8 protein-coding genes are annotated in these 11,962 nt (G+C 66.0%); all 8 read left to right on the top strand.

The window, feature by feature from the left end:
- The first annotated feature begins 4 nt into the window (after nucleotides 1-4).
- The 8 genes from JL37_RS20395 to tcuB all read left to right on the top strand — a co-directional run bounded on the left by JL37_RS20395 (nucleotide 5) and on the right by tcuB (nucleotide 11,915).
- Nucleotides 5-2,701, top strand: coding sequence for a type VI secretion system Vgr family protein (locus JL37_RS20395; RefSeq protein WP_043546364.1), 2,697 nt, complete (start codon nucleotides 5-7; stop codon nucleotides 2,699-2,701).
- A complete protein-coding gene (locus tag JL37_RS20390) occupies nucleotides 2,673-3,590 on the top strand; it encodes a DUF4123 domain-containing protein (RefSeq protein ID WP_081955133.1) in 918 nt (305 codons plus the stop codon). The genes JL37_RS20395 and JL37_RS20390 overlap by 29 nt, the downstream gene beginning before the upstream one ends.
- Nucleotides 3,571-6,282, top strand: a complete 2,712-nt coding sequence (locus JL37_RS20385) for a T6SS effector BTH_I2691 family protein (RefSeq protein WP_156124350.1) — start codon at nucleotides 3,571-3,573, stop codon at nucleotides 6,280-6,282. Before JL37_RS20390 ends, JL37_RS20385 begins: the two co-directional genes overlap by 20 nt.
- A gap of 1 nt (nucleotide 6,283) precedes the next feature.
- Complete coding sequence (locus JL37_RS20380) at nucleotides 6,284-7,285, top strand: DUF6708 domain-containing protein (protein ID WP_052097440.1); 1,002 nt, start codon at nucleotides 6,284-6,286, stop codon at nucleotides 7,283-7,285.
- Between the two features lie 273 nt (nucleotides 7,286-7,558).
- Entirely contained in the window at nucleotides 7,559-8,257 is a 699-nt protein-coding gene (locus JL37_RS20375; protein WP_043546358.1) for a glutathione S-transferase N-terminal domain-containing protein, read from the top strand.
- 34 nt (nucleotides 8,258-8,291) lie between these two features.
- Nucleotides 8,292-9,218, top strand: coding sequence for a LysR family transcriptional regulator (locus JL37_RS20370; protein WP_043546357.1), 927 nt, complete (start codon nucleotides 8,292-8,294; stop codon nucleotides 9,216-9,218).
- A 77-nt stretch (nucleotides 9,219-9,295) separates the two neighbouring features.
- Nucleotides 9,296-10,711: an FAD-dependent tricarballylate dehydrogenase TcuA gene (gene tcuA / locus JL37_RS20365; protein WP_043546355.1), complete on the top strand. Its 1,416-nt coding sequence runs from the start codon at nucleotides 9,296-9,298 to the stop codon at nucleotides 10,709-10,711.
- Nucleotides 10,698-11,915, top strand: coding sequence for a tricarballylate utilization 4Fe-4S protein TcuB (tcuB, locus tag JL37_RS20360; protein ID WP_043546354.1), 1,218 nt, complete (start codon nucleotides 10,698-10,700; stop codon nucleotides 11,913-11,915). Before tcuA ends, tcuB begins: the two co-directional genes overlap by 14 nt.
- Nucleotides 11,916-11,962: the final 47 nt, after the last annotated feature.

The following is an 11,962-nucleotide window of genomic DNA, read 5'->3' as shown; positions in this document are numbered from 1 at the left end:
CGCCATGCCCCAGGATTCCTTCGGACTTTCCAGCCTGCCGACCGCGGGCGTCGAGCAGGCCAACCGCCTTCTGAACCTCAGCACGCCGCTGGGAGAGAACCGCATGGTGGCGGAAACCCTGTCCGCGCGCGAGCAATTGAGCGGCGGCGCCTGCCGGCTGGACATCACGGCCTTGTCCGATGATGCCCACATTCCCTTGAAATCCCTGTTGGGCCAGCCGGTGGCCCTGCGGCTGCAGACGGCGCTGGACCGGGAGCAGCCGCGCATCTGGCACGGCCATGTGACGGCGGCGGAGTTCCGCGGCGCCAACGGCGGCATGGCGCGCTACGCCCTGACGGTGGAGCCCTGGCTGGCTTTTCTGCGCGCTCGGCGCGACAGCTTTGCCTACCAGGACAAGACAGTGTTCGACATCGTCGAAAGCATCTTCGGCGACTACAAGGGCCAGGGGACGCTTGCGCCGCAGTGGCGCTGGGACGTGAAGGACAGGTCGAGCTACCCCAAGCGCAGCCTGACCATCCAGTACCGCGAAACCGATTACGTCTTCGTCGAACGCCTGCTCGCGGAAGAAGGACTGTTCTACTGGGTCGAGCACGAGGCGGACGGCCACACGCTGGTCATAGCAGACCATAACGGCGCGTTCAAGCCGGGCGCGCAGGCCAGCGTGCGTTTCGCGCGGGCGGACGTGACGGAAACCGAAGACAGCATCCAGCAATGGAGCCAGCGCAAGCGCTGGCAGACCAATGCCGTGCGCATGGCCAGCTGGGACTATCGCAGCGCCCAGGCGCGGCCGGTCGCCGCGCAGGCGGCAGGCGCCGCAGGACAGGCCCTGGAACTGGCCAGCAACGATTACCCCGGGCAGTACGCCTACGAGGACGGCGCGCAAGGCGAACGCCTGGCGCACAACGCGCTGGCCGCCATCCGCGTGCGCCAGGAGAGCTACGAAGGGGCGGGCACCGTGCGCACGCTGGCGCCGGGGCAGCGCTTCGAGCTGACCGGCCACTTTCAGCAGGGCGGGCCGTCCGCCTACGTCGTGATCGCGATGACGCACCAGGCGCGTAACAACTTCGATGCCGACCTGGGCCGGGCGGTGAGCGAGGCGCAAAGCGGCGCGGGCGGGCAGGCCGATGCGGACTTCTACGCGAACGCCTTCACCTGCATAGGCGTCGACACCGAATTCCGCCCGGCGACGCAAGACGGCCACGGCGCCCGGCTGCATCCGCGTCCCACTGTCTTCGGCGCGCAGACCGCGCTGGTCGTGGGGGCCGAGGATCCGGTGCATACGGATCGCGACCATCGCATCAAGGTGCAATTCCACTGGCAGCGCGGCAAGGCTTCCAGCAGCCGTCTCACGCATCCGTCGGGCGACGAGAATGCGCCGGCCAAGGACGAGCTGGGCACCTGGGTCCGGGTGGCGGAGCCTGTCGCCGGGGGCGACTGGGGCGGCCATTTCGTGCCGCGCCTGGGCCAGGAGGTGCTGGTCGAATTCCTGCACGGCGACATCGACCGGCCTGTCGTGGTGGGCGCGCTCTACAACGGCGAAGGGGCCGAGGACGCCTCGCACAACCAGGTGCAGGCTGGAGGCGCCAACGCGACCGGCAACGCGCCGGCGTGGTTCGCGGGCGGCAACGAAGGCCATGCGCACAACGTCGTGATGTCCGGCTTCAAGACGCAGGCGCTGTCGAGCAGCGGCGCGGGCACCGGCGGCTACAACCAGCTGGTGCAGGACGACACCCCTGGACAATCCCGGCTGACGGCGTCCACCACGCAGGCGGACGCGCGTTTGAACCTGGGGCACATCAAGCAGCAGCGCGACAACGAGCGGCTGGACGACCTGGGTCATGGCGCGGAACTGTCCACCAAGGAAGCGGTGGCGGTGCGCGCGGGATCGGGGCTGCTGATCAGCGCCGATCTGCGCGAAAATGCCGACGGCGCGCTGCTGGACAGCGCGGAGGCCGCCAAGCAGATCGAAAGCGCCATGGAGTCCGCCCAGGACCTGGCGGACACCGCGGTCAAGCAAAAAGCGGTGCTGGACGGCGATCCCGAAACCTTGCCGGCGCAGGAAGCGCTCAAGCACATCCTGGACGTGGTGGAAGCGACGCAGGAGGGGCCGGGCGGCGAAGCGCCCGGCGTGCAGGTGGCGGCGTACAGCGAACCTCACATGCAGGTCAGCGCGCCGAGCGGGATCGGCCAGTACACGGCCGCGGATGCGTTCCTCGTGGCGGGCAACACATTCGCGCAGGTGGCCCCCGACGTGAACTGGGCCAGCAGCGCCAACGTTGCGCTCGGTGTGGCCGGCGGCGCGGTGCTGTTCACGCTCGGGCTGGCGCCGTCGGGCAGCCGCGCGGTCAAGGGCCAGGGCCTGCGCCTGCACGCGGCGGGCGGGAAGCTGCGGCTGCACAGCCAGGATGCCAAGATGACGCTTTCGGCCGAGAAGGCCGTGACCGTGGCTTCGGCCGACGCCAGCGTGATGGTCGAGGCCAAGCAACGCCTGCTGGCGACGGCAGGCGGCGCCTATCTGCGCGTCGAAGGCGGCGGCATCCAGTTGCACGCGCCGGGCAAGGTGGAATTGAAGGCCGGCTTGCACAGCTGGGTGGGGCCGGAAATGGCCGACACCGTTGCGCCGCTGCCCAAGGGCGACCTGAAACTGTGCGACTTCAAGATGAGCAACGCCGATGGCGACGCCATTGTTCCCGTGGGTTGAGGGCGCGCACGCAATGGATCATCGGTTTTTTCTTTCCCACGATTATGCGTTGATCAACCCCGTGCAGGTCGAAGCATCGGCTTATGCGCATTGGCAGGTGTTGCCCGTGGTGCCCAAGGCATTGAGCGACAAGCCGCATTTGCTGCCATGTCTGCTGAATCTGCGATCGATGGAGCCTCGGGAGCGGATCGACGCGCTGGCGCTTGCGCAGGATTGGCAGGAGGTCAACCCTGGCCGGGTCTTCTTCAGCGCATTGCTGGCATCCCCGGCAGAAGGGGGGCGCATCGCCAAGCATCTGAGTGCGCAGTTGCTGATGAACAGCCCTGACGGCAGTCAGGCGTTGTTTCGCTGGTATGACCCGTCCGTGTTCCGCCACTTGCCATGGTTGCTGGACGACGTGCAATTGAACGATCTGATGGGGCCGATCGATGCCTGGTCGTGGCAGGCTCCGCCGGGTCAGTGGCATCGGCACGAACGCAGCGGTCCCGCCAGGCGGACCTGGCTGCGCCTGGACGAAGCGCAGTGGGTCGGTCTCACGCGGGTCGGCGTGATGAACCGCGCGCTGTCCCAGCTGGCGCGGCGATTGCCGGGACGGGATATTCCGCCTCAGGAGGTGCTGCGCCTCCTGGCGTTGGCCTATGAGGTCTGGGGCTTGGAATACGAGCCGGATTGCCTGTTGTTCGTCGAGCAGGCATTGCGCTTTGGCGACGGCATCCATCAGCATCCCGAACTGGGCAGCCGCCTGCGCGCGGCCGCTGCGGGCGGGCTGAGCTATGTGGGCGCCTGCGCCGGGCTGGACTTGAATCAATGGCAGCGTGCGGGCGAGTCCGACGCTGCGCGAGCGCCGCAAGGCGACCAGGAGAAGGGCGGTGGCCTGCGATCCCTCTAAGAAATGCCCCATCTGCGACCAGCGGGGGCTTCCCCTATTGCCCGTGCGCTACAACGTGGCCCGCGCGGACGAAGTGAATCCCGCCGCGGCCGCGCCCGAACTGCCGGAAGGCTTCTCGGCGGCGAGCATCCCATTGCCGGCGGAACGGGCGCATTACACGTTGCGGATGCTGCGCGCGGGTTATCTGTACACCTATCATGCCAAGCGCGACGAATGGACGGGCTATGTGGTGAGCGACGATGCTCATCTGGTGGCCTACGACATGCATGGCGCGCCGCCGATGCTGGCGAACGCCGAGCCCTGCGCGCGCATGCAGCGGGAGCAGACCGGCCGATTCATCATCGTGCCGGACGGCCAGTTTCCGGAGCAGCTCGGCGAGTTCTGGATGGCGTATTCGGCGGTGGCGTGGACTGCGGAGACCTGGGAAAAACACAAGTCGCCGGAGTTTCGCGCCAGACACATGCGCCAGATCGACCTGGCGGCCTGGGCGAACAACTCGAACCAGGCACAGAATCATCTTTGCGGGCTTTACCAGGGGCTGGAGCAAGTTGCCGACCTTCATCTGGCCGCCGGTTATTCCGTTCCGGGCATCGGCGGCGAACCGCCCACGATGGCGACGGTGAACGTCTATCCCGGGAACCAGCCGTTCGAGCACAGCCTGACGAGCCTGGTGGGCTTCAACAAGGCGCAGGTGGACGCGTTGCGGGTGGCGGTGCGTTCCGCGGCGGGGCAGACCACGCCCGAAGACATGGTGAGGGTCGCGCCGGCCATGGTGGCCCTGGACGATCCGATCGGAATGGCGGCAGACCTGAACCAGCTCGTGCTGGGCCAATTGTTGACCTGGGCGGAGGAGCCTGATCGCAAGGAAAAGCACACGACGGCTGTATCCATCACGGCATTGCGCGAGGCCGTGGCAAATGGCGCGGTGCTCAGCGAGGAGTTCGCGCGCAAGGAACGGGCAATGATCCAGAGTTCGGTCATACAGAACCTGTTCGGCCGTGCGCACACTCAGCAGTTCATCCGGCCAGTGGAAGAGTGGGACGACGCCTGGTTCCAGGTGGAGGACGAGGCGGAAGTGCTGCGGTTGGGGGCCGAAGCGTGGGAAAAATACGAAAAGCAATTGAAGCGCGCAAGCGGCGGCAAGTGCGAGTATGAGCAGTATCTTTCCACGACCTATCCCCAGGAACTGGAGGTAATCGGGAAGCAGGCCATCAGGCCGCTGGACGTGGCTTACGTGGCATGGCTGGAGGCGCCAGAATTCAAGCAGCACATGATCTGCAATTTCGATCCCAAGAACGCGGGCGACGGGATCCAATACCAGGAGGCTGTGGCTGCAATCCTGGGGGAATCACTGGCGCGCACGCAGGTATTCGACTACGTGACCAAGTGCCTGATGAACGACGACCCTGCGGACGAGAAGTCCATCATCATGCGGGCCTTCGCCTGGAACCTGGATGAGGCGGTGGCGCAATGGAAGAACGCGGCCGCGAAGATGGATGGCAGCGCGCCGGATTGGCTTGGCGTATCCAGCACGCTGTACACCGCGTTCAGCAAGGCCCTCGAGAACGGGGCCAGCGGAAAGCTGGTGGGGGCATTTGCGGGCTTGGCCAAATTCATGGAAAAGATGGCGGCGCCAGTGGCCGGATTGGTGGGCAAGGCGGCCGACCTTCTGGGGGCCAAGAGTACGATGCTGTTGTCCCACAAGATGCAGATGAGTCTGCTGTCGGCCCTGGTGAAGGCGGACAGTCCGAATTTGCAGGTCGTGGACCTGCGCGCCTACGCTACGCCCAAGGCGGCCACCCGAGCGGTCGCGGCGGCGGTTGCTGCGAAGGCGGGCATCTGGCCGCCGGAAGGAGCGCGTAGCCCTGCGCGCGAGGCGCTTCGCCGGGGCGGCACCCCTGCCAAGGGGTTCGCCTTCAATATGGTGGTATTGGCCGATACAGAGGAATTGGGCTTGGTGAAGGCGTTGAACATCAACGACCCGATGTTCAGAGGGGTACGAAATGAGGCAATTACCCGCGCATTGAGCTCCCATGAGTTTGACCGGTTGATGTACCAGAGCGTGGGAAAATTGAACCATCTGGAGTTCGGGACTGGCGTAGTGGGAATGATCTTCGCTGCGGCGAGCTTGAAGAGCCTGTGTGGCGAATATGTGAAGGCGACGCCCGGCGCGCGGGCGCTGAAGGCATGGAATCTCGCGGCGGGGGTGGCGGCGCTGTTCGGCGGCACCATTGAGACGATCGGTGCGCTTGGGCGGCAACTGCCCTGGTTGTCCACAAAGTTGGCCAAGCCTATGGGCCGGCTGATGTTCGGGGCGGAAACCCGCGCCGCAGCATGGGCTGCGGGCGGACGCTGGATATCGGGGGCGGCTGCGTTCGTCGCCGGGGTGATAATGATCGGAGATGGTCTGGAAGACAAAGAGGTCAGTATCATCTACGGCTATGGAATGATCGGGGCCGGCCTGGTGAGCGTAGCCGCCGCGATCATGCTGCTGTTTGGCTGGGCTGCACCTGTAGCCATTGCGATGCTGATCGTGGTTGCCATCGTTACGGTCGTGGTCGGTTGGTTCAAGCCGGATGAAGTCGAACGCTGGCTCAATAAGGCGATGCACTTCGGCCTCAATGGTTCCGGTGTATTTCCGAATCTGGAAACGCAGGGAGAGGCCATGAGCTCAATTGGAAAGGCAAGCTGACATGCTGACGGGGTGGTATCCGACGTTCAGGCTCAATCGCCCATTGGAGCCAGAAGAACGGCAACAGCACCTGGCGTACAAGGCCGCTCAGCCGGTCGTGCCTGACGACGAGCTGGGAATGATTCGATTCAATTCGACGTTCCTGGAGTTCGTGAACCGCACGTTCAAGGTCAAGGGCATGGCTGCCACGTTGGTGTCTGGTGTGGCGGCTATCGGCTTCGTGCTGTTCAATGCGATCCTCGCCATTGTGTCCTACGGACGATATGCCGCGGGGGGCTACACCCTCAATGAGTATGTTCTGGCAACGGCCTTCCTCACCGTCCTGACTTCCGGGCTTGCATATTTTTTCTGGCGTATCCATCTGCGCAACGACCTGTTCGCCTATACGTACTATCCGGTGCGCTTTAACCGCAAGACACGGCAGGTGCATTTTTTCGTGCATGAAGGGGCTGGCGGCACGGTTACCGTTCCTTGGGGCGACGCCTCCGTTTTTTTTCACATTGGGCGCGGTAGCCAGAACAGGGAGCTTCGCGATCTGCGTTGCCATGTCCTAAAAGACGATCAGGTGACGCAGACATTTACCGTGGGCCATTACTGGTGGCACGAAAACCGCGTGCGCGGAGAGTGGGAGCTTATCCGCCGATATATGGAAGACGGGCCGGAGAATGCCTTCGACCATCCTCAGGATCGCGTCATCACCCTGTCGCCGCAGGGGTCGTGGCTCAACTGCTACATGTGGGTTTGCCATGCGTTGGGCACCGACCTGTACAAGTTCAGATTCCTGCTGTTCCCGATCTACGGCCTGCTTACATTGAGTCGTTGGCTGACGTTCAAGAGCTGCCGCAAGCCGGTCTGGCCGCCGGAAGTGGAGGCGAGCTGCGCCATTGAACCCGACGATCCGTACCGCCTGCCGGAGCCGACGTTCATGGGCGAGTTCGCCCAGGACGACGCCAAGTACCAGCGTGCGGCCGAACGGCATCAACAGCGGCAAAGCTGGAAGTAGCAGGCGCGGAACAAGCGCCGGTCATGGGGTTGTGCGAGGTCAGGTCCTGATGATGGAAACTCCCCTTCAGACGGTTGCGCGGGCATATCGGAGACCTGAAGCGGTCTCGCCGTACGCGTGACTTCGTATTGGGCCGGATCGGCGACAGGCAGGTCCGCGACGCCTCCATGAACCCCGAGGACCTGCGCCAGAAGCCCGCTTCCCGGTCGCCTGCGGACGGGGTTTTGCGCTAGGATTACCGCCACTTCCCCCGCCTCCCTCGGAGAATTCCGCATGGCCGACCTCAGTTCCTTCGCCATCACCAAGAAATGGCCCGCCCGGCACCCCGACCGCATCCAGCTGTATTCGCTGCCCACGCCCAACGGCGTGAAGGCATCCATCATGCTGGAAGAGACCGGCCTGCCGTACGAGGCGCACCGCGTCAGCTTCGATTCCAAGGACCAGTTCTCGCCGGAATTCCTGTCGCTCAGCCCCAACAACAAGATTCCGGCCATCCTGGACCCCAACGGGCCCGACGGCAAGCCGCTGGGCCTGTTCGAGTCCGGCGCCATCCTGGTCTACCTGGCCAGCAAGTCGGGGCAGTTCATCCCGGCGGACGCGGCCGGCCGGTACGAAACGCTGCAATGGGTGATGTTCCAGATGGGCGGCATCGGTCCGATGTTCGGCCAACTCGGCTTCTTCCATAAGTTTGCCGGCAAGGATTACGAGGACAAGCGCCCGCGCGACCGCTACGTGGACGAATCCAAGCGCCTCCTGGGCGTGCTGGACCAGCGGCTGGAGGGACGCGACTGGGTGATGGGCGACCAATACACCATCGCCGACATCGCCATCCTGCCCTGGGTACGCAACCTGGTGGGCTTTTATGGCGCGGGAGAGCTAGTGGAATTCCCGCGGTTCAAGAACGTCGCCCGGGCGCTGGACGCCTTCGTCGCCCGGCCGGCCGTGGTGAAGGGCCTGGCGATTCCGGGCTAGGCCGGACGCCAGCCCGCCTGGACAGGCCCTCTGCATGGAACTCCGCCAACTCCGTTACTTCGTCCGCGTCGTCGAGGCGGGCAGCATCGGCCGCGCGGCGCAGTCCATCGGCATGGTGACCTCCGCGCTCAGCCAGCAGATCAGCCGGCTGGAGGGCGAACTCTCCACTCGGCTCCTGCAGCGCAGCGCCAGCGGCGTGGTGCCGACGGATGCGGGCCTGGCGTTCTTCCGGCAGGCGCAATTGGCGCTGCGTCACGCCGACGACGCCGTGCAGGCGGCGCAGCAGGCGCGCCTGGCCGGGCACGTCAGCGTGGGCCTGCCGTCCACCACGGCCGCGATCCTGGGGGCGCCGTTCGTGCAGGCCATGAACGAACGCTATCCGGACATCCGCCTGCACTTGGTGGAGGCGCTGTCCGGGCACCTCAGCGACATGCTCAACGGCCGCCAGCTGGACCTGGCGATCGTATTCCAAGCGGAATCCGCGCGCCGCTGGAGTGTCATGCCGCTGCTGGACGAACCGCTGTTCCTGCTGGCCCGTCCGGACATGCCCGGCCTGCCCGCGGGCGAAACGACACATATCGACGCCATCGCGCATCTGCCGCTGGTGCTGCCCAGCGGTCGCCACGGCCTGCGGGCGCTGCTGAACAACGCCTTCCTGCAGTCGGGGCGGACGCCCCTGGTGGCCGTGGAGGTGGACGGCCTGCCGGTGCTGATGGACGTGGTGCAGTCGGGGCAGGTGGCCACCATCCAGCCCAGTTCCGCCATGGCGCGCATCGCGCCCGGCCAGTTGCATATGGCTCGCATCGACGATGCGCACCTGTTCCGCACCAATCTGCTGGCCAGCCTGTCGGAGGACGAGCTGTCGCCCGCCGCGCTGGCGGCCCGCCTGGTGCTGGCCGAGGTCTCGCGCGCGCTGGTGCGGGACGGCAAGTGGGCGGTCGTGACCCTTCACGATTCATGAAGACCTGTTGACGCCTGGCTGATATCGGGAAGACGGCCCACCCGATACAGTCGGTTCCTTGAATTGGGAACAATGGCATGGTCGACGTCTTGGTGATAGGTGGGGGCAACGCGGCGCTTTGCGCGGCTTTGATGGCGCGCGAAGCCGGCGCCAGCGTGCTGCTGCTGGAAGCGGCGCCGCGCGAATGGCGCGGCGGAAATTCTCAGCACACGCGCAATCTGCGCTGCATGCACGACGCGCCGCAGGACGTGCTGGTCGACGCCTACCCCGAAGAGGAATACTGGCAGGACCTGCTGAAGGTGACGGGCGGGCTGACCAACGAGCCCCTGGCGCGCCTGGTCATTCGCGAATCCTCGACCTGTAGGGACTGGATGCGCCGACACGGCGTGAATTTCCAGCCGCCGCTGTCCGGCGCATTGCACGTGGCCCGCACCAACGCCTTCTTCATGGGGGGAGGCAAGGCGCTGGTCAATGCCTATTACCGCAGCGCCGAGGCGCTGGGCGTGCAGGTCCGCTACAACGCCCCGGTCGATTCGCTGGAGCTGGACGGCGGGCGCTTCGTGGCGGCCCGCATCGGCGGCGAGCGTATCGAGGCGCGCGCCTGTGTGCTGGCCGCGGGGGGCTTCGAGTCCAACCGTGAATGGCTGAGAGAGGCCTGGGGCCAGAACGAGCGCGGCGAATGGCCGGCCGACAACTTCCTGATCCGGGGCACGCGCTTCAACATGGGCGTGCTTCTGAAGTTCATGCTCGACGCCGGCGCGGACGGCATCGGCGACCCGTCCCAATCCCACTGCGTGGCCATCGACGCCCGTGCTCCGCTGTACGACGGCGGCATCTGCACGCGCATCGATTGCGTGTCTCTGGGCGTGGTGGTCAATCGGGACGCCCAGCGCTTCTACGACGAGGGCGAGGATTTCTGGCCCAAGCGCTACGCCATCTGGGGGCGCCTGACCGCCATGCAGCCGGGGCAGATCGCCTATTCCATCATCGATGCCAAGGCGGTCGGCCGCTTCATGCCGCCGGTGTTCCCGGGCGTGAAGGCCGATACCCTGCCGGAACTGGCAGAGAAGCTGGGCCTGGATCCGGCGGTTTTCGAGCGGACCATCCAGCAATACAACGCCTCCTGCCGCGTGGGCAAATTCGACCACACCGCGCTGGACGATTGCCATACCGAAGGGCTGACGCCCGCGAAGACGCACTGGGCGCGCCCAATCGACACCGCGCCTTTCTACGGCTACGCCTTGCGGCCCGGCATCACCTTTACCTATCTGGGCCTGAAAGTGGACGATACCGCCGCGGTCCGTTTCAACGACGTGCCCAGCGACAACCTGTTCGTCGCCGGCGAAATGATGGCCGGCAACGTGCTGGGCAAGGGCTATACGGCCGGGGTGGGTATGTCCATCGGCACGGCCTTCGGCCGCATCGCCGGCACCCGGGCGGCTGCCGCCGCGCGCCGCCAGCACTCCGCGGGAGCATTCCATGAAGCAGCTTGAAGCCCTGGCCCGCGAGGCGCAGTCCTTTTCCGAATCGAAGCCGGCCATGGCCGAGCAGACCATCCAATGGCACGGCAGGAACGCCAAGCCGCAAGCTGGCGCCTTGACGGACGACGAATCCGAAGTCGCGCGCGTCATGCAGATCTGCAATGCCTGCCGGTACTGCGAAGGGTTCTGCGCGGTCTTCCCCGCCATGACCCGGCGGCTGGAATTCGGCAAGGCCGACATCAATTACCTGGCCAACCTCTGCCACAACTGCGGCGCCTGTCTGCATGCCTGCCAGTACGCGCCGCCGCACGAGTTCGCGGTGAACGTGCCGCAGGCCATGGCCCGTGTGCGGGTACAGACCTATACCGACTACGCCTGGCCCGCCGCCCTGGGTTCGCTGTACAAGCGCAATGGCCTGGCCCTGTCCCTGGCCACCGCGGCCGGACTGGCGCTGTTCCTGGTCCTGGCGGTGGTGATGGCGGGCGGGCTGTTCCACGAGCCGATGGGCGGCAACTTCTACGCCGTGTTCCCGCACAACACGCTGGCGCTGATGTTCGGCGTGGTGTTCGGCTTTGCCGTGCTGGCCTTGGGCGTCGGCGTGGCGCGCTTCTGGCGCAACGTCAGCCCGGGGGCGGCGTCCGGCGCGGCGGTGGTCGAGGCCGCGCACGACGCGCTGCGCCTGCGCTATCTGGATGGCGGGCACGGCAAGGGCTGCAATAACGCGGACGACGCGTTCACGCTCTGGCGTCGGCGCTTCCACCACTTCACCTTCTACGGCTTCATGCTGTGCTTCGCGGCCACCAGCGTGGCCACGCTGTACCACTACCTGCTGGGACAGCAGGCGCCGTATCCCTTCCTCAGCGCGCCGGTGCTGCTGGGCACAGCGGGCGGCATCGGGCTGCTGATCGGCCCGGCCGGGCTGCTGTGGCTGAACGTAAAGCGCCACCCGCTGCAGGGCGATGCCGCGCAGAAGCCGATGGACCGGGGCTTCATCGCGCTGCTGTTCCTGACCAGCGCCACCGGCCTGGCGCTGCTGGCCGGCCGCGACGGCGGCGCGATGGCGCTGCTGCTGGCGATTCACCTGGGCGTGGTGATGGCGCTGTTCCTGACCTTGCCCTACGGCAAGTTCGCCCACGGCATCTATCGCTCCGCCGCGCTGCTGAAGTGGTCCATCGAGAAACGCCAGCCCAACAAGCTGCAACTGGGCTCGGATTGAACGGCCGCTTGCCGGCCTGAAGCGGGCGCCGCCATGCACGGCGCCGC

It is taken from the genome of Achromobacter sp. RTa (assembly GCF_000757485.1).
Taxonomy (GTDB): domain Bacteria; phylum Pseudomonadota; class Gammaproteobacteria; order Burkholderiales; family Burkholderiaceae_B; genus Achromobacter.
Note: the sequence above shows the minus strand (reverse complement) of the source record. Positions and strands in the feature narration are given on the sequence as shown.

Coding starts and splice junctions, on each gene's coding strand:
- JL37_RS20395 (WP_043546364.1), top strand. CDS start 5: ATGCCCCAGGATTCCTTCGGACTTTCCAGCCTGCCGACCGCGGGCGTC.
- JL37_RS20390 (WP_081955133.1), top strand. CDS start 2,673: ATGGCGACGCCATTGTTCCCGTGGGTTGAGGGCGCGCACGCAATGGAT.
- JL37_RS20380 (WP_052097440.1), top strand. CDS start 6,284: ATGCTGACGGGGTGGTATCCGACGTTCAGGCTCAATCGCCCATTGGAG.
- JL37_RS20375 (WP_043546358.1), top strand. CDS start 7,559: ATGGCCGACCTCAGTTCCTTCGCCATCACCAAGAAATGGCCCGCCCGG.
- JL37_RS20370 (WP_043546357.1), top strand. CDS start 8,292: ATGGAACTCCGCCAACTCCGTTACTTCGTCCGCGTCGTCGAGGCGGGC.
- tcuA (WP_043546355.1), top strand. CDS start 9,296: ATGGTCGACGTCTTGGTGATAGGTGGGGGCAACGCGGCGCTTTGCGCG.
- tcuB (WP_043546354.1), top strand. CDS start 10,698: ATGAAGCAGCTTGAAGCCCTGGCCCGCGAGGCGCAGTCCTTTTCCGAA.